At 61.7% G+C, this 24,709-nt stretch carries 19 protein-coding genes; 9 read left to right on the forward strand and 10 right to left on the reverse strand.

Annotated elements, in window-relative coordinates; all coding sequences use genetic code 11:
* Positions 1-12: 12 nt before the first annotated feature.
* From DKB71_RS15890 to DKB71_RS15915, 6 genes are all read left to right on the forward strand, one after another.
* Positions 13-351 carry a DUF5629 family protein gene (locus tag DKB71_RS15890; RefSeq protein WP_408600993.1) on the forward strand — a complete coding sequence of 113 codons (339 nt, stop codon included), beginning with the start codon at positions 13-15 and terminating at the stop codon, positions 349-351.
* On the forward strand, positions 344-1,513 hold the full coding sequence (locus tag DKB71_RS15895) for a lactonase family protein (RefSeq protein ID WP_408600994.1): 1,170 nt from the start codon (positions 344-346) through the stop codon (positions 1,511-1,513). The genes DKB71_RS15890 and DKB71_RS15895 overlap by 8 nt, the downstream gene beginning before the upstream one ends.
* 156 nt (positions 1,514-1,669) lie before the next feature.
* Positions 1,670-1,849 carry a hypothetical protein gene (locus DKB71_RS15900; RefSeq protein ID WP_408600995.1) on the forward strand — a complete coding sequence of 60 codons (180 nt, stop codon included), beginning with the start codon at positions 1,670-1,672 and terminating at the stop codon, positions 1,847-1,849.
* 200 nt (positions 1,850-2,049) lie between these two features.
* A complete protein-coding gene (locus DKB71_RS15905) occupies positions 2,050-2,175 on the forward strand; it encodes a hypothetical protein (protein WP_274076987.1) in 126 nt (41 codons plus the stop codon).
* A 115-nt stretch (positions 2,176-2,290) separates the two neighbouring features.
* Positions 2,291-2,503 carry a hypothetical protein gene (locus DKB71_RS15910; protein ID WP_274076986.1) on the forward strand — a complete coding sequence of 71 codons (213 nt, stop codon included), beginning with the start codon at positions 2,291-2,293 and terminating at the stop codon, positions 2,501-2,503.
* The gene (locus DKB71_RS15915; protein WP_274076985.1) at positions 2,500-2,757 is read left to right on the forward strand and encodes a hypothetical protein; all 258 of its coding nucleotides are present in this window, start codon (positions 2,500-2,502) and stop codon (positions 2,755-2,757) included. Before DKB71_RS15910 ends, DKB71_RS15915 begins: the two co-directional genes overlap by 4 nt.
* Before the next feature lie 9 nt (positions 2,758-2,766).
* Here DKB71_RS15915 and DKB71_RS15920 read toward each other — a convergent pair whose 3' ends face one another.
* Genes DKB71_RS15920 through DKB71_RS15930 form a run of 3 tightly spaced genes read right to left on the reverse strand, consistent with a single transcriptional unit; the run spans position 2,767 to position 8,242 of the window.
* Positions 2,767-3,363, reverse strand: coding sequence for a glutathione S-transferase (locus tag DKB71_RS15920; RefSeq protein ID WP_408600996.1), 597 nt, complete (start codon positions 3,361-3,363; stop codon positions 2,767-2,769).
* Positions 3,360-7,001 carry an AAA family ATPase gene (locus DKB71_RS15925; RefSeq protein WP_408600998.1) on the reverse strand — a complete coding sequence of 1,214 codons (3,642 nt, stop codon included), beginning with the start codon at positions 6,999-7,001 and terminating at the stop codon, positions 3,360-3,362. The genes DKB71_RS15920 and DKB71_RS15925 overlap by 4 nt, the downstream gene beginning before the upstream one ends.
* A complete protein-coding gene (locus DKB71_RS15930) occupies positions 6,998-8,242 on the reverse strand; it encodes an exonuclease SbcCD subunit D C-terminal domain-containing protein (protein WP_408600999.1) in 1,245 nt (414 codons plus the stop codon). Before DKB71_RS15930 ends, DKB71_RS15925 begins: the two co-directional genes overlap by 4 nt.
* Before the next feature lie 353 nt (positions 8,243-8,595).
* Between DKB71_RS15930 and DKB71_RS15935 the strand changes: the two genes are divergently transcribed.
* Complete coding sequence (locus DKB71_RS15935; RefSeq protein ID WP_408601000.1) at positions 8,596-9,951, forward strand: lytic polysaccharide monooxygenase; 1,356 nt, start codon at positions 8,596-8,598, stop codon at positions 9,949-9,951.
* Positions 9,952-10,047: 96 nt separating this feature from the next.
* Here the strand turns inward: DKB71_RS15935 and DKB71_RS15940 are convergent, their stop codons facing one another.
* The 7 genes from DKB71_RS15940 to DKB71_RS15970 all read right to left on the reverse strand — a co-directional run bounded on the left by DKB71_RS15940 (position 10,048) and on the right by DKB71_RS15970 (position 17,554).
* Positions 10,048-11,700 (reverse strand): BatD family protein, encoded by a 1,653-nt coding sequence (locus DKB71_RS15940; RefSeq protein ID WP_408601001.1) that lies wholly within the window; start codon positions 11,698-11,700, stop codon positions 10,048-10,050.
* Positions 11,697-13,430, reverse strand: a complete 1,734-nt coding sequence (locus tag DKB71_RS15945) for a tetratricopeptide repeat protein (protein ID WP_408601002.1) — start codon at positions 13,428-13,430, stop codon at positions 11,697-11,699. The genes DKB71_RS15940 and DKB71_RS15945 overlap by 4 nt, the downstream gene beginning before the upstream one ends.
* Positions 13,427-14,506, reverse strand: a complete 1,080-nt coding sequence (locus DKB71_RS15950; RefSeq protein ID WP_274076978.1) for a VWA domain-containing protein — start codon at positions 14,504-14,506, stop codon at positions 13,427-13,429. The genes DKB71_RS15945 and DKB71_RS15950 overlap by 4 nt, the downstream gene beginning before the upstream one ends.
* On the reverse strand, positions 14,499-14,993 hold the full coding sequence (locus DKB71_RS15955) for a DUF4381 domain-containing protein (RefSeq protein WP_408601003.1): 495 nt from the start codon (positions 14,991-14,993) through the stop codon (positions 14,499-14,501). Before DKB71_RS15955 ends, DKB71_RS15950 begins: the two co-directional genes overlap by 8 nt.
* On the reverse strand, positions 14,990-15,934 hold the full coding sequence (locus tag DKB71_RS15960) for a DUF58 domain-containing protein (RefSeq protein ID WP_274076976.1): 945 nt from the start codon (positions 15,932-15,934) through the stop codon (positions 14,990-14,992). The genes DKB71_RS15955 and DKB71_RS15960 overlap by 4 nt, the downstream gene beginning before the upstream one ends.
* Positions 15,935-15,939: 5 nt before the next feature.
* A complete protein-coding gene (locus DKB71_RS15965) occupies positions 15,940-16,899 on the reverse strand; it encodes a MoxR family ATPase (protein ID WP_008150800.1) in 960 nt (319 codons plus the stop codon).
* Between the two features lie 301 nt (positions 16,900-17,200).
* The gene (locus DKB71_RS15970; RefSeq protein ID WP_408601004.1) at positions 17,201-17,554 is read right to left on the reverse strand and encodes a hypothetical protein; all 354 of its coding nucleotides are present in this window, start codon (positions 17,552-17,554) and stop codon (positions 17,201-17,203) included.
* A 356-nt stretch (positions 17,555-17,910) separates the two neighbouring features.
* Between DKB71_RS15970 and DKB71_RS15975 the strand changes: the two genes are divergently transcribed.
* The gene (locus tag DKB71_RS15975; RefSeq protein ID WP_408601005.1) at positions 17,911-19,305 is read left to right on the forward strand and encodes a hypothetical protein; all 1,395 of its coding nucleotides are present in this window, start codon (positions 17,911-17,913) and stop codon (positions 19,303-19,305) included.
* Between the two features lie 502 nt (positions 19,306-19,807).
* Positions 19,808-24,697 (forward strand): NAD-glutamate dehydrogenase, encoded by a 4,890-nt coding sequence (locus tag DKB71_RS15980; RefSeq protein ID WP_408601006.1) that lies wholly within the window; start codon positions 19,808-19,810, stop codon positions 24,695-24,697.
* The last annotated feature ends 12 nt before the right edge of the window (positions 24,698-24,709 follow it).

Below are 24,709 nucleotides of genomic sequence, written 5' to 3' on the forward strand. Positions count from 1 at the left end.
GTATGAGGCGCAATGAGCTATCATTGCGTTTTTCCCATTCAAAGATTGAATGCCATGACTGCTGCAAACGACACCCTGCTCAACGCCCTCGAACACTGCGGGATGGTGGAAATCGATGGGCTGCATGCCTTCGAATTCGCCCTCGATGAAGACGACAACCTGCATATCGAATGCATTGACGGTCGCAATGCCCTGCACTGGGAATTCACCCCCGCGCAGATCCAGGCGGCAACGTTCGATGCGACCTTGCAAAGCTGGTTGATCAACGACAACAACGGCGAACACCGCCTGGTCTGCCTCGACGACGTCGTCAGCGGTGACAACGACGACGATGATCAACAGGATGCGTAACCTCTGGCCGCTGTTGATCGCCGGTAGCATCGGCGCGATGGGCGTGCAGGTGGCGGCCGCCGACGACTATCAATTGCTCGTGGGTTCCTACACGGCCGGCCAAAGCCAGGGTATCTATCGCCTGGCCTTCGACAGTGCCACCGGGCAGATCGACGCCAAGCCGCTACAGGTGATCAACAGCGAAAATCCGTCCTGGCTGACCCTGTCCAAGGACCAGCAGCACCTGTTCGTGGTCAACGAAAATGGCCCGGGCCAGGCCGATCCGGTCGGGCGCGTGAGCAGTTATGCCATTGACCCCAAGACCCATGAGTTAAGCCTGATCAACCAGGTACAGAGCCTGGGCAACGAGCCGACGCATTCGAGTCTCAGCCTTGATGCCAGCCACTTGTTCGTCAGCAACTACTCGGTATCTGAAGATCCGGGTGGCACCCTGGCGGTGTTGCCGCTGGCGGCCGATGGCACGCTCAAGCCTGTGGTGCAGATGAGCAGCCATCCGGCCAGCCGGGTCAATCCCGAGCGGCAGATGTCGGCGCATGTGCATTCGACGGTCTCCTCGCCTGATGGCAAATACGTGTTTTCCAACGACCTGGGGGCGGACAAGGTGTTTGTCTACCGCTTCGACCCCAAGGCCAATCCCGACTTGCCGTTGATCCCGGCGACTCCCTCGTTCGTTCAGTTGCCAGCGGGCAGCGGGCCGCGCCATTTGCTGTTCAGTGCCGATGGCAAGCACGCCTGGCTGACCATGGAAATGAGCGCGCAAGTGGCGGTGTTCGATTACCGCGACGGCAAGCTGGAGCAAACCCAAATGGTCGACCTGGCTGCGGGTCAGCCGGTTTCGGACAAGGCCGCCGCGGCATTGCATGCCTCGAAGGACGGCAAGTTCCTCTATGTCAGCAACCGTGGCACCGCCAACCAGTTGCTGGTGTTCGCCATCGAGCCAGCCACCGGCCACCTCAAGGAGCTGCAACGTCGCGCGGTAGAAGGCGACCATCCCCGGGAATTCAGCCTCGATCCGAGTGGCAAGTTCCTGCTGATCGCCAACCAGAAAAGCAACCAGATTGTCGTCGTCGAGCGCGATGCCAAGACTGGCTTGTTGGGTAAGACCGTGCAAAACCTGCCGATGGATGCCCCCAGTGACCTGAAATTCCTGGTGCGTCAATAGGCCGCAGGCCCCGGTTGATGGGGCCTGCATCCTTCTATCGATGAGCGTGATATGTGGAAGTGCTACAAAGCATTTCAAGCGGCTAAGCCCCGAGGGTTAAGTTTGCTTCACGGCCCCACCGGCCAGGCAAGCCAACTGACTTCGAGGAACTCCCGCATGAACTTCAATCTCTTCTCCGTGATCGCCGCTTCCGCCATTTCCGCCACCGTTGCCCTGCCAGCCAGCGCCAACGTTGAAATCAGCGACAGGAAATCCCACACCCAGAGCTACACCCAGAAATACCTGCAACAGAGCGCCAACTTCTACGCCGCGCTGGACCACAAAAACCAGCACTGAAATTCCAGCCCTGCCGCCTTTATGCAGGAGCGAAGTCACTTGCCGATCGAAGCCCAGGCCGCGAAAGGCGTTGAAGTGATGTCGCTCCTGCATAACGCGTTTGCGACAAGCCATCCTGTAATGCTTGATATCAGGTGGCCATGCCTCTAAATTTGACGCTGATTTTTTGACTCCTCCTTCATCAGAAAAGGATTGCCAAAATGACCCTGCGTCTCGCCGTCGTACTGCTGTCCCTCTACTCGACCCCCATCCTGTCCGCTGCCGTACCCATTCCCGGCGAACCTGACGCTGCCCGCGAGCGCATGATGAGTTTTATTGAAGACTGAGATAGTCTGGGTTAATGATCAACGAAGTTGATATTTGCTATGCATCAGACTCGTTGGTTACCGGTGCTTTTTTGATTGATTCTGTGGACTCTGAAACATGTCCACGGAGTTCATCATGGCCAGCTCGATCATCACCTCTGCCAAACACGGCGCCTATGTGGCTATCGGTCTTTACCTGGTCATGGTGCTGGTCATCAGTCTTTCGCCGCAGTCACAGCAAAGCGTCGAACCGCCGATTCATGTCGCACACCCTGGCATCCAGTTTGAACATCGCGCACAGCAGGCGATGGTCGATCCGGCGGAACTGGCGGGAGTGGGCGGAGCATGAACCGTTGCAAACTTTTGGTCATCGCTTTCCTGGCCTTCATCACCAACGGATTTTCCTTGCTGGGGATAGGGCAAGGTTCGATAGGCGGGGTAGCCCGGGCCATCGAGGCCAACCACAACATTGCGCGCAACATCGAAACGGCAAAGGCCATGGGCATGCTGGCCGGCAATCCGCCGATCAAGTCCGAGGAAAGTTTTTTCGGACCGTTCCAGGTGGATTGCTCGGCCATTGGCATGTGTGAAGTGTTGGCGTAACAGAGGGGGCTATTTCTTCATGATCGATGTGAACAAATCGGACTCCAGAAACCGCTGCAACCAAGCCTGTAGACGTCGATAGGGCGTTTGCGCGAACCACTCGCGGTCGACATGGGCGAATTGCCGTATGAACGGCATCAGCGCCACGTCGGCCAGGCTCGGGTGATCCGTGAGCAGGTAGTCGCGTCCCTCCAGTAACTCATCCAGTTTGCGCAGGAACACCTCGCCTTCGGCGCGATAGAACGCCATCGGTTGCTCAGGATAGCGCTCGGCGTACTTGTAGCGATTGAGGTGCACTTTGAAGTGCTGATCGTTCTCCTCGATCAACGCCTCGATGGCCAACTGTCCTTGCGGATCATCCTTGAGCAACCAGTCCTGCGGGTCATGGCGGGCGACGGCCCAGCGCATGATGTCCAGGCTTTCATCGATGACCTGGCCGTCCACGTCCAGCACCGGCACCGTGCCTTTGCTCGACAGTGCGAGCATTTCGGAGGGTTTGGCCTTGAGGCTGACTTCGACGATGTCCACGGCCACTTCGCAGTAGCGCAGCGCCATTCGCGCGCGCATGGCGTAGGGGCAGCGGCGGAACGAGTAGAGCGTGATCATTTCACCTCCAGGGTGCTCAGGCCGTTGCCCTGGCGGCGGACCTGGATCTGCACCGGAATCCGCTCATGCATTTCCTGCACATGGGAGATCACCGCGACCTTGCGCCCTTGGGCCTGCAAGCCGTCGAGGGCGTCCATCGCCAGTTGCAGGGACTCCGGGTCGAGGCTGCCGAAGCCTTCGTCGATGAACAGCGATTCGATTTTCAGCGTGCTCGAGGCCATCGACGCCAGGCCCAGCGCCAGGGCCAGCGACACCAGGAAGGTCTCGCCACCGGACAACGAATGCACCGAACGCAGCTCGTCGCCCATCTCGGTGTCCATCACCAGCAAACCGAGCATGCTGCCGCCGCGTTTCAGGCGATAGCGCCGTACCAGTTGGCGCAATTGCACGTTGGCGTGGTGCACCAGCAGGTCGAGGTTGTAGGCCTGGGCGATCTTGCGGAAGGTGTCGCCGGTGGCCGAACCGATCAACGCGTTCAGGCGTGCCCAGCGCTGGTACTCGCTGTACGCGTCAGCGATCTGTTGCGCGAGGGCCTGATTGGCGTTCTGCCGGCGCTGATCCTCAGCCTGTTCGGCACGCAATTCGGCGCAGAGCTGCTCGCTGACGCCGAACTGGTTTTGTAACTCGGTAAGCGCGTTGGCGAGCTGTTCGTCATCGAGGTTGCCGTTGTGCTGCGCCTGATGATCGAGCAAGCGCTTGTCGCGCTCCTGTAGCAGGACATTGGCCTGTTCGATGGCTTTTTCGCTGTGCTGCAAGCGTTGGCGCAGTTCGCTGACATTGGCGTCGTCGACCCGCAGCAGGTCGTCAAGGCCAGCGTCATCCAGTTCCGGGTGGCGGGCGCGCCAGTCGGCGATTTTGTCGCCGAGCTCGCGCTGTTCGCTTTCCAGGGTGTGCAAACGCTCTTGCTGCGCCTTGAGTTCGGCGGCGATTCGCACGAGCTGCGTGAGTACGTTCTGCAGTTCCGTGGCCGTCGTGGTTTCGGCGTTGCGCGCCTGTTCCACGTCCTGCTCCAGCTGCTGCTGCCACTGTTCGGCACTGGCGTGGGAGGCGAGCAATTGTCCGAGCGCCTGCTGGCTCGCCTGTTGTTGCGCGGCCAGTGCATTGAACTGCTGCTCGGCGGTTTGCAATTGTTGCACACGGGTTTGCTGCCGATCCTGTTCCTTCTCCAGGTGTTGCTGACGCTGTTGCTGCTCGGCAAGTTCTTCCTTTTGCTGATCGAGTTGCGCCAGGCGCTCGGCGATCTGCCGATCGAGCTGCATGAAGGTCGCGGCGGGCTCGAGACGTAGCGCTTCCAGGGTGTCGGCTGGCAACAGGCTGGCAAACGCGCCGAGTTCTTCGTCCAGGCGCTGGCGGTCATTGCCCAGCTCACGCTGTTGATTGTCCAGATGCTGGGCCGCTTGCTGGTGCGCGGTTTCGGCGTGGCGCAATTGCTGGGTCAGGCGCGCGGCGTCCTGTTGCAGGGTGAGCAGGGCGGTTTGCCGTTGTTCGTCCTGGCTGATGCTCTGGTTCAACTGGGTGTTTTGCTGGCTGAGCCAGGCGCCGCGCTTGGCGTAGTCCTGATTGTGCAGGGCGGTGGCCAGCGGATGCGCTTCAAGGCTTGGCGCCAGGGCTTGTTGCTGGGTCGCCAAATGTTCCTGCTGTTGCAGCAGTTCTTTTTGCTGGGCGATCAGTCCGCCCACTTCCGCCCGCAGTTCGGTCAGCTTTTCCTTGAGCTGGTCGACCGCTTTTTGGGCCGTGGCCTGCTCGCTTTCATCATGGCGACCCAGGCTTTGCAACAGGGCTTCGGGTTGATGGTAGGGATGCTCGTTGCTGCCGCAGACAGGGCAGGGCTGGTCATCCTGCAACTGCGCGCGCAGTTCCTCGACACTGGCGCTGCGGGCCAGGCGCTGGCGCTCCAGCAGTTCGCGGGTGACGGTCAGGGTCTGCTCGGCGATGGCGAGTTCAGCCTTGGCCTTTACCCCGTCCTGGGTCAGGCGCTCACGTTCCTGTTGCGCAGCGACCTGGCGTTGCTGCAACTCGGCGCCGCGCTTGTCCAGGTCCTGCTGGCTGTCCCACAGCCGCGTCAGGTCTTCGATGGCCCGCAGTTGCTTGCGGTTGTCCTGCAAGAGGCTGCCGAGGATGCCGATCTGCTCGGCGACGGCGTCTGGTTCGGCGCCGGCCTCCTTGAACAGCACCTCCAGTTGCTGTTTCTGCGCAGTGAACGCCTGCGTGGTGCGCACGGCGTTCTGTTCGAGGTTGGCCAGTTCGGCCTGGCCCTTGTTCAGGCGATTGCCGATCAGCATCAGCTGTTGCAGGCGATCGCGGTAAGCGTTCCATGCCTCGCTCAAGGGCGCCAGATGTACGCTCTGTTCCAGCTCGGCCGCCATGCGCTGCAAGTGTTCGCCAGCCCGGGCCTGTTGCTCGTGCAAGGTTTGAATCGCGCTTTGGCCCTGGGTGCAGGCTTGCTCGGCGCTCTGTCTGGCTTCGGCGGCCAGGGCCGTGTCCTTCGCCAGGCGGGCGAGGGTGCTTTGTTCCTCGAAGGCCTGACGCAACAGCGGCGCACATACGGTTTGCCGTTGTTGCGCTTCACCCAATGCGATCCGGGTCGTGCCAAGGGCCTGTTCCAGTAGCGCCTGACGCTCGCTGAGTTCGCCGTGCTGGCGGGTATGCTGGGCGATTTGCTCGGCCAAGGGCGTGAGTAACGCATCGACCTCGGACTTGCGGGCGAACTGGTGCCGTTGCGGGGCGAGCTGCTCCAGGCGCGTCAGCTGCATGCGCTCGCTGGCCAGGCTGTCCCAGGTTTGGCGGGCGCTGTGCAGTTGTTCGGCAGCAGCCAGTTGCGCGTCATGCAAACGGCGCAGTTCGCTGAGCCAGGTGTGCTGCAGTTCAAGCTGCTTGAGCTGCGCCTGCTGATGTCTAAGCTGCTGTTGCGCGGCCTGGAAGCGCTCGTCGAGCTCGGCGCGGGCCTCAGGCGCCAGGGGCGTGACGCCGCTGGCCTGGTCCTGCAGCAGTTTGTGGGCTTCGCGGGCTTCTTTGGTCTTGTCGAAGGCCCGCCGGCCCAGCCGGGTGTATAGCGCCGTGTCGGTGAGTTTTTCCAGGAGTTCGCTGCGGTCGTTGTCATCGGCCTTGAGGAAGGCGCTGAACTCGCTCTGCGCCAGCAGCACGGCCCGGGTGAACTGTTCGAAATTCAGGCCCAGTGCGGCTTCGAGCTGGGTCTTGTATTCACCTTTCTGGCTGGCCAGCAGTTGATCCTGATCGAGGTCGCGCAGGCTCTGGCGGCTGGCTTGCAGTTTGCCACCGGCCTTTTCCCGGGCGCGATTGGCTTCCCAGCGTGCGCGATAACGGCGGCCGTCGACGCCGACAAAATCCACTTCGGCATAACCTTCGCCAGTGCCGCGGCGCAACAGGGTGCGCGGGTCGCCGGTGCCGATTTCGCCATCGGCGTCCGGCACCTTGGCGTCGCGCCCGGTGTTGTTCAGCCGCGGCACGGCACCGAACAGGGCCAGGCACAACGCGTCGAGCAGGGTGCTCTTGCCGGCACCGGTGGGGCCGGTGATGGCGAACAGTCCGGCGCTGGCCAGGGGTTCGGCGGTGAAGTCGATTTCAAACGGCCCGGCCAGTGAGGCGAGGTTTTTCAGGCGGATGGCGAGGATCTTCATGGCTGTTCGTCCTCCATCTGCACGTCTTGCAGCAGCTCGGCAAAGTCCTTTAGGGTTTGCTCATCGACCTCGCTGCCGTAGTTGTCCTGCCAGGCACGGCTGAACAGTTCATGGGGCGTGAGCTGGTCCAGTTCGATCAACCCGGCACCTTCATCGGCACCTTCGCGGCTGCCGTTGCCGGCGTATTCGGCGGCGATGCGCACCAGGCGCACGGCCTTGCCTTCCAGGGCGCTTTCCACTTGATGGCGCAAGTCCGGTTGCGGCTCGTCGAGGCGTACCCGCACTTCCAGCCAGGGCTGGCGCTGGTAGTCGGCCAGCAGGTCGATGATCGGCAGGTCGGCCAGTTGCACAAGGATGTCGGCCAGGGGCGCAGGGCCGATACGTTGCAGGTTCACTGAGCGAGGAATCAGTTTCGGTTCGACGCTGACCAGGGTTTCGCCGTCGAGTGTGATGACGAGAACCTGATGCTGGTAGCCGATCTCCGAGAACGACAACGGAATGGGCGAGCCGCTGTAGCGAATGCGCTCCTCGCCGTTGACCTTCTGTGGCTTGTGCAAATGCCCCAGGGCGACGTAGCTGATGGTCGGTCCGAACAGGCTGGCGGGCAGCGCTTCGGCGTTGCCGATGATCAGGCTGCGTTCGGAGTCTTCCGACACCGAACCACCGGCCATGTGCGCATGGCTGATAGCGATCAGTGCCTGCCCGGTCAGCCGTTTGGCATTGGCCGCTTCAATCAGCCATTCGTGAACCTGGCCGATGCCGCGCAAATAGTTGTCGCCCAGATGGGCGCCGGTGACTTCGGCCGGGCGCAGGAACGGCAGCGCCAGGCACCAGGCAGCAATGTCGCCTTGGGCATTTGGCAGTGGCAGCAACAGGCGCTCGGCGTCCAGTTGCCCGTCATCCAGCCACAGCACGCGGCCCAGGGCATGGGTGCGCAAGCGGCGCATCAAGGGCGCGGGCAGTTCGATGCGTGAGCCGGAATCGTGGTTGCCGGCGATCATCACGATGGTCAGCAAGGGTTGCTGCTCATGGGCGCTGACGATGAAGTCGTAAAGGCGTTCCTGGGCTTTGACCGGCGGGTTGACCGTGTCGAAAATGTCGCCGGCGATCAGCAGCACATCCGGCTGGTCCAGTTTGAGCTGGCGCAGCAGCCAGTCGAGAAAACAGCCGTGCTCAAAATCGCGATCCTGGCCGTGCAGGTTCTGCCCGAGGTGCCAGTCGGAGGTGTGGAACAGACGCAAGGGCAACTCCGCTACAAAAAAGGTGATGGCCGCGAAGACAAATGACAGCGGCGAAAGGGGAGAGAGTTTACTGGCAAAAGACTGTTGTTGCAGAACACCTTTAAAGGTCAAGACGTCTGCATTCGGTGTTGAAAACCCGCGACCGTCTGTCCCCACTGTCAGATCTGTCAGTAGGCACCAGGGCGAGCCGGGTATTCAATGGGTTCGAGCATGGAGCCTTACAGTGCAAGCGACAGGATGTGCTTTCCAATAGAAGGGAGGCGAGGCAGGTCGGACAGTGGCTGATGTGGTTAGGGCGTTACATGTGATTCCAGGGTTATCGAAGTTACTACGATTGTTAATGGAGAAATACTATGTCACAGGGTCGTCCGAACTCTATCAGTAGAAGCAACAATGCGCGTCATGGCCACGTTTTTTCTCCCTCTTCACGGGCACATTTTGAGTGGCTCGCGGGGAGACTCGACTTAGGGGCTCTGAACCAACGCGAGTCCGGCAAGTTTTTTCCTCTGACTGCCGGCGGGCTCAGGGATACTTTTGCCAAAGATGACGACGCCAACGTCCCGCCGCCTCCAGATGGAAAAATTGCCAGTGCCAATCAACTGACCGGTGCACAACTGGATGAACCAGGGAGTCATTGGAAAAAACATGATGTGCGAAGTGGCGAAACGCTGGACATTTCCTGGCGTTTCAGCGCGAAGCACGCGACCCGGCGCTGGAACTATTTCATGACCAGGGAAGGTTGGGATCCTGACAAGGTCCTGTCGCGCGACCAGTTTGAAGCGGAGCCGTTTTACACAGTGCAAATCAACCTGCAACCGCATTGGGCCCATGGCGAGCAAATGTTGCCCGCTTCACCCACCACCCATGGTGTCCCACTACCGGAACGGGACGGGTACCACGCATTGCTGGCCGTCTGGGAAGTGGCCAACACTTCCATGGCTTTTTACCAAGTGATTGATCTGAATTTCGTGCCACCGGAAGGCGGCGGTGAACGGCCGGTTCCACCGACTGGACTGGCTGCTGTCAAGGTCACTGACAAGCAAGTACTGTTGAATTGGAATGCAGGAACCGGTCCCTTTCCGATCGCCTGCTACCGCATTTCGCGTAACGGAAGATTTTTGGTTGATGTAGACGCTCCGAATCTTGCTTTTGCCGATAACAGCGTGGCGCCTGAAACCCAGTACACATATGCCATCAGCGCGGTCGACGATCGCAGCCATATCTCTGCGCCCAGCCGGCCGATTCAAGTGCACACCTTGCCAGAAGGTGGAGCGGGGCCTACCGCTCCGACGAACCTGCACAGCATGGGCCAGACCACACACAGTGTCAGCCTGATGTGGGGGGCATCCACCGGCACGGACCCAATAGTCGACTATCTGATCTATCGGGACGACATTCATATCAAAACCGTGAGCGTCACTCAGACCTCTTTTGTAGACTCTGGCCTCACACCAGACACCCCATACCGTTACGCGGTGAAAGCGCGCGACCTGAACAACAAGCTTTCGTCGTCCAGTAACGTTCTGAGCGTCAGCACTGAGAGTGGCGGGGGCGAGTATCCGGCATGGAAACTGAACACTCAGTATGCAAAAGACCAGCGAGTGAGACACGCTGCAAAGAACTGGTCCTGCCTTCAGGCACACACCTCCTACGTAGAAGACTGGGCCCCTGGGGTGGGCGACAATGTGCTTTGGGTCAAACTGGCCTGACCTTTGACCGACTCATTGTGCTTTGCTGAAAGGCCTTGATGATCGCAGCCTGCGGCAGCTCTTGGAGGAGCTGCCGCAGGCTGCGATCTTTTGATCTTATTTCGGATAAAGCGGCGGCAACCCACTGTCCCCAACCGGATCCTGAACCCGTTCGGCAATCGGAATCGTCCGGATCGCCCGCCACAAATCTTCCCCTTGCCAATGCTGGCCGGTTTCGCTGTACAGCGCGCCGTTCAAACCGTCGAGGGCGTCGGACAGCGGGACGAAGCGGGCGGCCATGTCGGCCAGGGTTTCCGGTTGCTGGCGGGCCCAGGCGTCGAGCGCCTGGCGGGTGGCGTGGGAATCGTTGGCCTGGCAGGCACGCTTGAGGTCGTCGAGCACCGTGCGTGGGCTCGGGCCGGTTTGTGCCGCCCGCAGGATTGCCGGTTGCCAGCGTGCCCGCCACCAGAGGCCGAACCCCAGCAGGGTGGTACAGGCGAGGATCAGGGTGCTGAGTTTCCAGCGCCAGAGGGTTTCGTTGCTGGCACTGCTGTCCATTGGTGTGGCGCCGGCCGGAGTATCGACCAGCAGGCTCGGATTGGCCGCCACCTGCAGGGTCCGGGCGGGCAGGCTGCTGTGCTCCAGATGGTCTTCGAAGGTGTTCCACCAGACCACCTCGACCGACGGCAAGTCGATGGCGCCGCTGCGCGAAGGCACCAGCGCCTCGCGATCTTCGCGGCTGCCCACCAGGCCTCGTTCGGTATTCTGGTTACCCAGCACCGGTTGATCGGGATAGCGCCGCAGGCCACTGACCTCGGTGCCGGGCAGGGGCGGCAGTTGCGAACTGGCCAGGCCTTCGGCCTTGACCGTCAGGCTGCGGGTGAGCGAATCGCCGACCTGGACGTGTTCCGGCTCTGGATTCCAGCTTTCACTCAGGGTCAGGCTGCGAGCCGGTAGCCAGGGCAGGTCGGCGGGATAGGTGATGGGTTTGGCCTTGACCGTCAGCAGGATCTCGCCGGAGCTGACGCGCATCAACTTGCCGGATTTCGGCGCCTGGGCGCTGGCGTCCTGCACGGGTTGCGCCTCCACCAGTGCGGCATTGAATATCTGCGCCGGGATGATCAGTTCACCGCTGTGTTGCGGGTAGATCGCGTAGCGCATCTCGATCACGCCATGGCGAATGCCGTTGATGTCTTTCTCGTAGGTGCGTGACTCGCCGAGCTGTTCGATGCGCGCGTCGGGAATTTGCAAGGGCGGCAGGCTGCCGTCGTCGTACAGGGACACCGAATGATAGATGCGCAAGGTCAGGATCGCCTGGGCCTGCACGTACACGGTGGTTTGATCGAGGCTGGCGTCGATGAACACCGCTGCCTGCTTGTTCGGGCTCGCCTGGGTGTCGCTCTCGACCACTTGCACGGTGATCGGCTGGCTCTGCACGTCGCCCAGCGCGAGCGGGGGGATCACCAGGGTGCCGTTGTGCAAGGGCAGCAGGGTGACGATCCAGCGGGTGGTGGCCTGGTTGTCGCCATTGAGGGTGTTCAACTGGTTGACCTGGCGGGTGCCACGCACTTCGAACAGGGGCTCCAGTGGCGTCAGGTCCGGCTTGCCGAACTGGGTCACGTCGTTGGATTCCAGGGTCAGTTCGATGGTCTCGCCGGAGTTCAGGCGAGCCCGGTCGACACTGGCGACCAGCTCGGCTGCCTGGGCCTGCACGATACAGAGCAGCAAGGCGGGCAGCGGGGCGAGCATGAAGGCGGTGAAGCGGGTCATCGAGTTTTTCCCTGATCCTGATGTTGTTGCTGTTCGTACCAGAACTTGCGTCTGAGCAATTCACCCGGGTCGTCCGGGATCTGCCTGAGCCATTGCTCCAGCGCCTGCTGCTGCTCGGCATCGAGACTGTCGCTGGTCGGGGGCATGGGGGCAATGGTGTGCTGTTCATCTCCCAGTTCGCTGCCCGGGACCTCGTTGGCGCCGGGGCGCGGCGGTGTCGTGGCGGATGGCTCGGTGGCGGCTTGGGTCGGTTCGCCAGCGGTTTGCGGCTCACCCGTTGTCGACGGCTGCGCAACGCTACTGGGTGGTGTTTCCTGCGCCGAATCGGCGGCCTCCTCATTGGCGGCTTTGTCAGGGGCGGGCGGGGTGGCTTGCTGCTTGAGCAGGCTTTCCACCAGGGCCTTGTTGGTCAGGGCCGGGCGCAGATCCGGTTGGCGTTCGAGGGCCTGTTCATAAGCATCCACGGCCGCCTCCAGCTCGCCGCTTTTGGCCAGGGCGTTGCCACGATTGTAGTGGGCGTGGGCGTCGTTGCCCTCGGCGAACCGCTGGGCGGCGCCCGTGTAGTCGCCGGCTTCGTAGAGAGCCACGCCTTGCCACTGGTGATCTTCGAAGTGCCGGGCCGCCTCGGCCGGACGTTTCTGCTTGAGCAAGTGCTGGCCCTGCTGGTCGGGGCGCAGCCACAGGTCCTGGAAGTCGAAGGCATAGCCCGGTTGCGGCAGCATGAAAAATAGCGGCAGGCAGAACAACCAGCCGCGACGACCGGCGCAGGCGGCCAGCAACAGCAGCGGCAACAGCAGCCAGTAGCCCTGGTCGGCCCAGGTGTCGAGGCGCAGGGTCTGGCCGTCGTTGCGCAGGTTGCGCGGCCCGTCGAGCAGGCCGAGGGCGCGCAGATCGCCATCGCTCAGGCGCGCGTGGCGGTAGTGTCCGTCCAGCTCGTTGACGAAGGCCTTCAGGCCGGGCTCATCCAGGCGCGACACCAGGATCGCTCCCTGTTCGTCCTTGAGGAAACTGCCATCCTCCTGGGTGATCGGGGCGCCGTCGGCGGTGCCGATGCCAAGCATGAGCAATTGCGTCGACTTGCCGCTCAAGGCGCGGCTGATGCCCAGGCGCTCCGGTTCGCTCAGGGAAGTGCCGATCAACAGGATCCGACCGTCGCCCAGTGCGGCCTGTTCCAGCAAGGCCAGGGCCTTGACCACCGCCAGATCGGCACGCTGGCCGGCTTCGGGCATCAACGACGGCTTGAGTGCATCGAGCAGGTTGCGGCTGGTGGACAGGTCGTCCGACAGCGGCACCAGGGTGTGGGCGCTGCCGGCGTAGACGACGATTGCAGTCTGCGCGTCGTTGCGGCTTTGCAGCAGGTCGAAGAGTTTGCGCCGGGCCTGTTCCAGGCGGTTTGGCTGAACGTCGGTGGCGAGCATTTGCGGGGTCAGCTCAAGGATCACCACCAGCGGGTCAGCGGGTTTCTGGCTGGTCTGCTCGACGCGGGAAAAGCTCGGTCCGATCAATGCGACGACAGCGATCGACCAGGCCAGGCCCAGGGCGATCCACGGCAGTTTGCTTTCGCGTCCGCTGCCGCCACTGAGCAACGCCGCATGGAACGCCGGCGGCAGGATCATCTGCCAGCGCCCCGCGCGCTTCTGCCGATGCCACAGTTTCCAGAGCAACCAGCCAAGCAGCGGCAGCGACAGCAGCCACCAGGGACGGAAAAAGTACGGCCAGAGTGCGCTCATCGGCGCCTCCGCAGGCGCAGGCGTTTGAGGCGCTGGCGCCAGTCAGGCAATGGCGATTGCAAGAACAGGTCCTTGGTGAAAAATCGTTGCAGCGGGTTGTCCGGCCACAGCTCGCGCACCACCAGCAGCATGCTCAGCCACAACGCCAGCGCCAGCGGCCAGTGGTACAACGCCTGGGCCGGACGGGCCTGGGTCGGTTGCTGGGTCACGGGCTCCAGTTTGTCGAGGGTGCCCTTGATCGCTTGCAGTTCCTGGCCATCGCGAGCGCGGAAGTACTGGCCGCCGGTGGCGTCGGCGATCGCCTTCAAGGTGGGTTCGTCAAGATCCAGGCTCGGATTGATCCCCAGGAAACCGGGGGTGCCGCTTTCTTCCGGGTCGGCGCCGATACCGATCGGGTAGATTTTCACCCCTTCCTTGGCCGCCAGGCGCGCGGCGGTCAGCGGATCGATTTCGCCGCCGTTGTTGGCGCCATCGGTGACCAGAATCAACACGCGGCTTTGCGCCGGGCGTTGTCGCAGGCGCTTGAGGGCCAGGCCGATGGCGTCACCGATGGCGGTGTTCTTGCCGGCGATGCCGATACGCGCTTCGTCGAGCCAGACGCGCACGGTGTGCCGGTCAAACGTCAGGGGTGCCTGCACGTACGCCCGGCTGCCGAACAGGATCAGCCCGACCCGGTCGCCGTCGCGACTTTCGAGGAAATCGCCGAGCAAATGCTGGACCAGGGTGAGGCGGCTGACGTCATCGTCCTGCCACTGCATATCGGGAAAGTCCATCGAACCGGACACGTCCACCGCCACCAGCAGGTCGCGCCCGCTGGCTGCAATCGGCAACGGCTCGCCGAGCCATTGCGGGCGCGCGGCGGCGCTCAGCAACAGCAACCAGAGCAGCAAAAACGGCGCCTGTTGGCGCCAGGCGGGCAAGTTGGCCCGGGCGCGGCGCTTGGCCAGGCCTTCGAGGTCAGCGAGAAAACTGACCTTGAGTGCCGGTTCGCCACTGTCGGCCACCGGCAACAGCACACGCATCAACCAGGGCAGCGGCAGCAGGGCGAACATCCACGGCCAGGCGAACTCAAACATGTTTGCGAATCCAGGTGTCGACCGCCTGGGTCAGGCCGGCGATGGCCTTGTCGTCCAGCTTGCATTCGGGCTTGTAGGCGCCCTCGACCAGCACCATCCAGCGGGTCAGGCCGGCAGCGGGGCAGCGGTTGTCGAGAAAAGCCAGCCATTTGCGGCCATTGAGGGTATGGCTTTGGCTGTAGGGGTAATGGTTGCGGCACAGACGCTTGAGCAGGCCATTGAGTTGCTGCAGCCAGGCACCGGCGGGCGCGCCGTCGTAAGGTTTGGGCATGCGCGCCAGTTCCGCCAGTGCGGCCACGCGCACCGGGTCCAGCGGTTGTTCGACGGGGGCTACCGGTTGCTTGCGAGTCAACAGGTGCCGCAGCTTCCACAGGCCAAAGCCGATGGCCGGCAGCAACAGCAGCAGCAACCACCAGCCCGGTGCCGGCGGCCAGAACTCCACGGGGGGCGGAGAAATCAGTGGCTGCAACTGCTCGAGACTGCTCATCGGCCTTTCCCCGGCTGCTGTGGGTTGAGGTACTCGCGCAGTTGCTCGACCATTTCACTTTGCGTGCTCAGCGGCATCAACAACACTCGAAGCTTCTGTGCCAGCAGCTCCCAGCGGGCGATGCGCGCTTCGGCCTGGGCGCGGTAGGTCTGGCGCAGGTCGAAGTTGAGCGTGTCGAGTTCCAGTTGTGCGCCACGCTCGGCGAAGCGCAACAGTCCGGCGGCAGGCAGGGCATGATCCAGTGGATCGGACAACGGCAGCAGCAACAGGTCGCAATGGCGCGATAACAGGCTCAGCTGTTGTTCGGCGCTTTCGGACAAGGCGCGCTCGTCGCAGATCACGATCGCCAGGCTGCCGGGCCGCAACACCTCCCGCGCGCGGCGCAAGGCAATGCCGAACGCATCGCGATCGGGCTCGCTTTCGGTGTGCAGCGACTGGTTGACCCGCACCAGGCGGTTGAGCAGCTGCAACAGGCTCTGTTTGCTGCGCCTTGGCTTGATTTCGTAATGCTCATTGTCGCCGAACACCAGGCCTCCGACCCGGTCGTTATGCCCCAGCGCGGCCCAGCCGATCAGGCTCGCGGCCTGGGCGGCGAGCACCGACTTGAACATCAGCCCCGAGCCGAAGAACAACCGACGACTCTGCTCGACCATGATGAAGATCGGCCGCTCACGTTCTTCGTGAAACAGCTTGGTGTGGGGTTCCTGGGTCCGGGCGGTGACGCGCCAGTCGATGCTGCGCACGTCGTCGCCGGCTTGATAAACCCGCACCTGATCGAAATCCACGCCACGGCCCCGCAGCTTGGAGTGGTGCAGGCCGATCAGCGGGCTGCGCTGGCTCGGCGTGGAAAACAGCTGCACTTCACGCACGCGATGACGCATCTCGATCAACTCGGCGAGGCTGACACGGATGCCCGGTTCGGGCGGCAGGATGGCGTTCATCGGGGTCAAGCGACGGCTACGACGTCGAGAATCCGCTGGACCACCCGGTCCTGGTCGATACCGGCGGCTTCGGCTTCAAAGGAAAGAATGATGCGGTGGCGCAATACATCGAACAGTACCGCCTGGATGTCTTCGGGGCTGACGAAGTCGCGCCCGGCCAGCCAGGCGTGTGCCCGGGCGCAGCGATCCAGGGCAATCGAACCGCGGGGGCTGGCGCCGTAGGCGATCCATTCGGCCATTTCCGGATCGAACTTGGCCGGGGTGCGCGTGGCCATGACCAGTTGCACCAGGTATTCCTCCACGGCGTCGGCCATGTACAGGCCGAGAATCTCCTTGCGTGCGGCGAAGATCGCCTGCTGGCTGACCCGGCGTTCGGGCTTGGTTTCGCCGTTCAAGGCTTCGCCACGGGCTTGTTGCAGGATGCGGCGTTCGACAGCAGCGTCCGGAAAACCGATTTTCACGTGCATCAGGAAACGGTCCAGCTGCGCTTCGGGCAGCGGGTAGGTGCCTTCCTGCTCGATCGGGTTTTGTGTGGCCATCACCAGGAACAACGGCGAAAGCTCATAGGTGCTGCGTCCGACACTGACCTGGCGCTCACCCATGGCTTCGAGCAATGCCGATTGAACCTTGGCCGGGGCACGGTTGATTTCGTCCGCCAACACCAGGTTGTGGAAGATCGGGCCCTGCTGGAACACGAAGCTGCCGGTTTCCGGGCGATAGATCTCGGTACCGGTGATGTCGGCAGGCAACAGGTCGGGGGTGAACTGGATGCGATGGAACTGCGCTTCGATGCCTTCTGCCAGTTCCTTGATGGCCTTGGTCTTGGCCAGGCCAGGAGCCCCTTCAACCAGCATGTGGCCGTCGGCAAGCAGGGCGATGAGCAAGCGCTCGATGAGTTTTTCCTGGCCGAGAATCTGCGTTGAAAGAAAGGTTCGCAGCGCTAGCAGCGCTTCACGATGTTCCATCGATGACTGTTCCTGGAGAGGGTGACCGAAGACGTTCGTATAACGCCAGGGCTGGGGGCGTTACTTTAATCCATCGCGGGGGGCGGCGACTAACGGCATTTTGTGCAAAGTGCGGGAAATGGTTGGGGATTTGCTGGTTTTTGCAGGGCGACAGTCCTGAGGTGACTGTCAGGGCCTCATCGCTGGCAAGTCGAATCGTCGCGCCGCAGTCCTGCAGTTATTGGCGGTGTGGATGCTATCAGTGCAACACATCGGTCACTGTAGGAGCTGGCTTGCCAGCGATAGGGCCGGTTCAGACACATCAAATCTGACTGATAAAGGTCCCGGTACCGTCAAGGATATTCTTCAGGGTTTCCTGAACCTCCGCCAGATCCACCATGTCCGGGTCAAAAGTGATCTCCAGCACATCATCCCCATTCAACGCATCGGCATCCGCCGCGGCGATCTCGATCTTCAGCAGGGTAGGGCTGAGGGTCACCTTCACGCCATCCAGGGTCGAAGGCTCGCCATCGAGGGTGATCTCAAGCTCATCCTCATCCGGATACCGACTCATGAGAAACATCTCACCCTTTTCGCTATGGCAGCACAGCATCGCCATGTCGTCTTCTTCTTCATCGCAAGGGTTGACGATCAAGAGGGCGGTGGTCATTTGCATGGGGAATTCCTGGCTCGGCGAGCGTGATGAACGTAAAAAAATGCAATTCTGCCAGTCCACGGATATTTCTGCTGCCTCAGGTTGCTGACGTGGCGGGAAAACACCGATTTCCATTATCACTTTGATGTATCGAAAAGCCGTTACAACTAGACCCTGTGAATGATGAAGGGTGCTTCTCACGGACTTTTCCTAACTTGCCATGGGAAATTTCCGATCCTGTTGCAGGAGGTTTGCGAGCCCTGAAAATAACGCCAGGAAGCAGGTTTTTTACTTGTCTTTGCGCATTTCAATCCCTTAGCGTGATCGCCCAGACGCAAAGGATTGCGCAGTCAATCATGTAAAAAGGACCTCTTTCGATGAGTCAGTATTTCGAACGGGCAGATGAGATCAAGCACCTGTCCGAGGAACAAATCGAGCAACTGTACCAGCGCTATCTGGACGGTGAAAAAAGTGCCGACCTGAAAATCGAGTTCAACATTGCGCCTGAAGTCCGCAGTCTGTTGAAGATATTGCCGCCGATCATCAGCAAGGACCTGACGTGCCCCTACTGCGACCTGCCCATGTGGGTGCGCCGGCACGCCAAGGGTACCCCTGTCTCACTTCGTAACCCTTTCAAGTGCGTGCGTTGCGAGCACTATCACCATGAGCCTGGCCACCAAGGGCGAATCAAGCGCTGTACCTGCAATGAGTGCTACAAGCTGCGCCAGCAGGAAATCGCCGCCCAGGCGCAGCGTGATCGTCTCGAGTTGGAGAAACGCTACGCCACGCCGCGTCCGTCGGTGCCTTATGCATCGCTGGGCTTCGTCCAGAAACTGGCACTGCTCGCCTTGCTCGACGACGGCCAGGTCGACGGTGGCGAGCGCATTGCCTCGCTCGCCACCGGGGTCAGGAGCGAACCTCTGGCACCCACTGATGAGGCCAGTGAAGCGCTGGTGAGGAACCTGCACGAGACCGGAGCGCTGGACGTCGACCTGGATGGCGACATCAAGGCCTTCGATCGGGCGTCCGGCTACCAGATCAAAGACTTCTGCTCCGTGCGCTGGCTACCCAATGTCGCATTGGAACCCGGCATACGCGGCACTCGCGACGCACTGTACGGCGCTTTGTATCAAGAGCTGTCAGGCAGTGTTCAGCCCGCCTGGAAAAGCGAATTGTACGCCTTGATGTTGAGCCTGGCCCGGGACGAGTCGCTTCAGTACATCCAGATCCTGGCCAGTGAAGTGAGTTTTGTATTCAGTGCCCAAGGGCGCGCCGAAACCGTTGTCGGCCAGCTTCTGCAGGACTTTTCGGTGAGCCATATCTACTACTTTGCGCGGTTGGCGGTGAAGAATGCCGCGCATTTCTACGCCACCGGCAATTCCAAGGGCCGTAACCACGCTTGCAACACCATCCCGGGCAACATGTTGGGCACGGCGCAGGATGCAAAGGCGCGAAACTGGCGCAAAACCGCCTATCGCGATTCGCGAGTGCCGCAGTCGGCCTTGCACCGGATCCTGTATGACGTGGTACTCAAGGACAGCGGAGCAGGTTTCTCCAAGTCCCCGGGCCTCTACTGGCGTGACGAACTGGTGCCACGGTTTTTCTCTGGCAATGGCTGCACGACGGACCAGGCCGGGCATCTGCAGCTGTTCTGTCGTGAATGTGATTCGACCAACGTCGATGCCAGCATGGACAAGAAGACGATTCAAATGCTCTGTTACGACTGCGCGACAGTGAGCCGATTTCAGGCGTTCGATGACTTGATCGACTGAATCGGTCGAGGTTCCTTCAATGAGCAGCATTAGCGTCCATGGTCGGTTCGGCGATCATGGATGTTGTCAATTTCTGGTTGGGGCGGGGAGGGCGCGTCCCGATCTGCCGTTCTGGTACGGTTGTCCCGCAAAAACTGTGCAATCAGCCCCGAAATCGCCTTCGGCTGCTAGTGTTGTTCAATGCGCGCCTGCAGAGCAGCGTACCGTTGACCGAATATGTCGCAGCACCGCAAGCATGGGCCTTGCCGCACTCGTTAAGCTGCGCAACGGATGAGCACCCGTAAAGGCATTGCGCTGCACGCAGCCCAGTCGCTTTTGCAGATGCCCATTCACGGAAGGTGAATGTGACCCGAGTGTCTCGTTTAGCTTCACTCTCCTGTCGCCCTGTTTCCTCTGCCCGAGAATCAGGAGCAGGGTGACGGGTAGCTTTGAAACATAGCCCCGAACAGGGGTGTTTCGCGCGACGCTTTCATCAATAACAAGCCCAAGCGGAGTACCACAGATGGCGTTCTTCACCGCAGCCAGCAAAGCCGACTTCCAGCACCAACTGCAAGCGGCACTGGCGCAGCACATCAGTGAACAGGCACTGCCACAAGTGGCGCTGTTCGCTGAACAATTCTTCGGCATCATTTCCCTCGATGAACTGACCCAACGTCGGTTGTCTGACCTCGCTGGCTGTACTCTTTCTGCGTGGCGCCTGCTTGAGCGCTTCGATCACGCGCACCCGCAAGTGCGCGTCTACAACCCCGATTACGAACGCCACGGCTGGCAGTCGACCCACACCGCGGTCGAAGTGCTGCACCACGACCTGCCATTCCTGGTGGACTCGGTGCGCACCGAGCTGAACCGTCGCGGCTACAGCATCCACACCCTGCAGACCACCGTGCTGAGCGTGCGTCGTGGCAGCAAGGGCGAGCTGCTGGAAATCCTGCCAAAAGGCACCCAGGGCGACGACGTGCTGCAAGAGTCGTTGATGTACCTGGAAATTGACCGTTGCGCCAATAACGCCGAACTGAACGTGCTGGCCAAAGAGCTGGAGCAAGTGCTCGCTGAAGTGCGCGTGGCGGTGGGCGATTTCGAGCCGATGAAAGCCAAGGTCCAGGAAATCCTCACCAACCTGGACAACAGCCAGTTCGCCGTCGATGCCGACGAAAAGAGCGAAATCAAGAGTTTCCTGGAATGGCTGGTGGGCAACCACTTCACCTTCCTCGGCTACGAAGAGTTCGTGGTCAGCGATGAAGCCGATGGCGGTCACATCGTCTATGACAAGGACTCCTTCCTCGGCCTGACCAAACTGCTGCGCGCCGGCCTGAGCTACGATGACCTGCGCATCGAAGACTACGCCGTCAACTACCTGCGCGAACCGACCCTGCTGTCGTTCGCCAAGGCGGCGCACCCAAGCCGTGTACACCGTCCGGCTTACCCGGACTACGTGTCGATCCGTGAAATCGACGCCAACGGCAAGGTCATCAAGGAATGCCGTTTCATGGGCCTGTACACCTCGTCGGTGTATGGCGAGAGCGTGCGGGTCATCCCGTACATCCGCCGCAAGGTCGCGGAAATCGAACGCCGTTCCGGCTTCCAGGCCAAGGCTCACCTGGGCAAGGAACTGGCCCAGGTGCTCGAAGTGCTGCCGCGCGACGACCTGTTCCAGACGCCGGTGGACGAGCTGTTCAGCACCGTGATGTCGATCGTGCAGATCCAGGAACGCAACAAGATCCGCGTGTTCCTGCGCAAGGACCCGTACGGTCGTTTCTGCTACTGCCTGGCCTACGTGCCGCGTGATATCTACTCCACCGAAGTTCGGCAGAAGATCCAGCAAGTGCTGATGGATCGCCTGAAAGCCTCGGATTGCGAGTTCTGGACCTTCTTCTCCGAGTCCGTGCTGGCCCGTGTGCAGTTGATCCTGCGCGTCGACCCGAAAAACCGCATCGATATCGACCCGCAGCAGCTGGAAAACGAAGTGATCCAGGCCTGCCGCAGCTGGCAGGACGATTACTCGGCGCTGACCGTCGAAAGCTTCGGCGAGGCCCAGGGCACCAACGTGCTGGCCGACTTCCCGAAAGGCTTCCCGGCCGGCTACCGCGAGCGTTTCGCCGCGCATTCGGCTGTGGTCGACATGCAGCACCTGCTGAGCCTCAACGACAAGAACCCGCTGGTGATGAGCTTCTACCAGCCGCTGGGCCAGGTGGGCCAGCGCGAGCTGCATTGCAAGCTGTACCACGCCGACACCCCGTTGGCCTTGTCCGACGTCCTGCCGATCCTGGAAAACCTCGGCCTGCGCGTGCTGGGTGAATTCCCGTACCGCCTGCGTCACACCAATGGCCGCGAGTTCTGGATCCACGACTTCGCCTTCACCGCAGCCGAAGGCCTGGACCTGGATATCCAGCAACTCAACGACACCCTGCAGGACGCGTTCGTCCATATCGTGCGCGGCGATGCCGAGAACGATGCGTTCAACCGCCTGGTCCTGACCGCCGGCCTGCCTTGGCGTGACGTGGCGCTGCTGCGTGCCTACGCCCGTTACCTCAAGCAGATCCGCCTGGGCTTCGACCTGGGCTACATCGCCAGCACCCTGAACAACCACACCGACATCGCTCGCGAACTGACCCGGTTGTTCAAGACCCGTTTCTACCTGGCGCGCAAGCTGAGCAGCGACGATCTCGAGCAGCGTCTGGAACATGCGATCCTGACCGCGCTGGACGACGTCCAGGTGCTCAACGAAGACCGCATCCTGCGTCGCTACCTGGACCTGATCAAGGCCACCCTGCGCACCAACTTCTACCAGACCGACGCCAACGGCCATAACAAGTCGTACTTCAGCTTCAAGTTCAACCCGCACTTGATCCCTGAACTGCCGAAACCGGTGCCGAAGTTCGAGATCTTCGTCTACTCGCCACGCGTCGAAGGCGTGCACCTGCGCTTCGGCAACGTCGCCCGTGGCGGCCTGCGCTGGTCCGACCGTGAAGAAGACTTCCGTACCGAAGTCCTGGGCCTGGTAAAAGCCCAGCAAGTGAAGAACTCGGTGATCGTGCCGGTGGGTGCGAAGGGCGGCTTCCTGCCGCGTCGCCTGCCACTGGGCGGCAGCCGTGACGAGATCGCGGCCGAGGGCATCGCCTGCTACCGCATCTTCATTTCGGGCCTGTTGGACATTACCGACAACCTGAAGGACGGCGCCCTGGTGCCGCCGACCAACGTCGTGCGCCATGACAACGATGACCCGTACCTGGTCGTCGCCGCGGACAAGGGCACCGCGACCTTCTCCGACATCGCCAACGGCATCGCCATCGACTACGGCTTCTGGCTGGGTGACGCGTTCGCCTCCGGTGGTTCGGCCGGTTACGACCACAAGAAAATGGGCATCACCGCCAAGGGCGCGTGGGTCGGCGTACAACGTCACTTCCGCGAGCGCGGCATCAATGTCCAGGAAGACAGCATCACCGTGGTGGGCGTCGGCGACATGGCCGGTGACGTGTTCGGTAACGGCTTGCTGATGTCCGACAAGCTGCAACTGGTCGCAGCGTTCAACCACCTGCACATCTTCATCGACCCGAACCCGAATCCGGCGACCAGCTTCGCCGAGCGTCAGCGCCTGTTCGACCTGCCGCGTTCGGCCTGGTCGGATTACGACACCAGCATCATGTCCGAAGGCGGCGGCATCTTCTCCCGCAGCGCGAAAAGCATCGCGATTTCCCCGCAGATGCAGGAACGCTTTGACATCCAGGCCGACAAGCTGACCCCGACCGAACTGCTCAATGCCTTGCTCAAGGCACCGGTGGACCTGTTGTGGAACGGCGGTATCGGTACCTACGTCAAGGCCAGCAGCGAAAGCCACGCCGATGTCGGCGACAAGGCCAACGATGCGCTGCGCGTGAACGGCAACGAACTGCGCTGCAAAGTGGTGGGCGAGGGCGGTAACCTGGGCATGACCCAACTGGGGCGTGTCGAGTTCGGTCTAAATGGCGGCGGTTCCAACACCGACTTCATCGACAACGCCGGTGGCGTGGACTGCTCCGACCACGAAGTAAACATCAAGATCCTGCTGAACGAAGTGGTTCAGGCCGGCGACATGACCGACAAGCAGCGTAACCAGTTGCTGGCGAGCATGACCGACGAAGTCGGTGGCCTGGTGTTGGGCAACAACTACAAGCAGACCCAGGCCCTGTCCCTGGCGGCCCGTCGCGCCTTGCCGCGGATTGCCGAGTACAAGCGCCTGATGAACGATCTGGAAGGCCGCGGCAAGCTGGATCGCGCCATCGAGTTCCTGCCGAACGAAGAGGCGATCAACGAGCGCATCGCCGAAGGCCATGGCCTGACCCGTGCCGAGTTGTCGGTGCTGATCTCCTACAGCAAGATCGACCTCAAGGAGCAACTGCTGGGCTCCCTGGTGCCGGATGACGACTACCTGACCCGCGACATGGAAACCGCTTTCCCGCCAACCCTGGTGAGCAAGTTCTCCGCAGCGATGCGTCGTCACCGTCTGAAGCGCGAAATCGTCAGCACCCAGATCGCCAACGATCTGGTGAACCACATGGGCATCACTTTCGTTCAGCGACTCAAGGAGTCGACCGGCATGAGCCCGGCGAACGTGGCCGGTGCCTACGTGATCGTGCGTGACATTTTCCATCTCCCGCACTGGTTCCGTCAGATTGAAAACCTGGACTACCAGGTGTCCGCCGACGTGCAACTGGAGCTGATGGACGAGCTGATGCGTCTGGGCCGTCGCGCCACGCGCTGGTTCCTGCGTGCCCGTCGCAACGAGCAGAACGCTGCCCGTGACGTCGCGCACTTCGGTCCGCACCTGAAGGAGTTGGGCCTCAAGCTCGACGAACTGCTCAGTGGCGAGATCCGCGAGAACTGGCAGTCGCGCTACCAGGCATACGTCGAAGCCGGTGTACCGGAGTTGCTGGCGCGCATGGTGGCGGGTACTTCGCACCTGTACACCCTGCTGCCGATCATCGAGGCCTCCGACGTGACCGGCCAGAACCCTGCGGACGTGGCCAAGGCCTACTTTGCCGTGGGCAGCGCGCTGGACATCACCTGGTACCTGCAACAGATCAGTGCCTTGCCGGTTGAAAACAACTGGCAGGCCCTGGCCCGTGAAGCGTTCCGCGATGACGTCGACTGGCAGCAACGTGCGATCACCATCTCGGTCCTGCAACAGGGCGACGGCACCCAGGACGTGGAAACACGCCTGTCGCTGTGGATGGCACAGCACGGCAGCATGATCGAACGCTGGCGCGCGATGCTGGTGGAAATCCGTGCCGCCAGCGGTACGGACTACGCCATGTACGCGGTGGCCAACCGTGAACTGCTGGACCTGGCTTTGAGCGGGCAAGCGGTGGTGACTACCCCCGCACCTGCCAGCGAAGTGCTTGAGCCGGCGGCCTGATCAGGCGTTGAT

The sequence above is a fragment of the Pseudomonas sp. PLMAX genome (assembly GCF_046042685.1).
GTDB classification, from domain to species: Bacteria; Pseudomonadota; Gammaproteobacteria; order Pseudomonadales; family Pseudomonadaceae; genus Aquipseudomonas; species Aquipseudomonas putida_AE.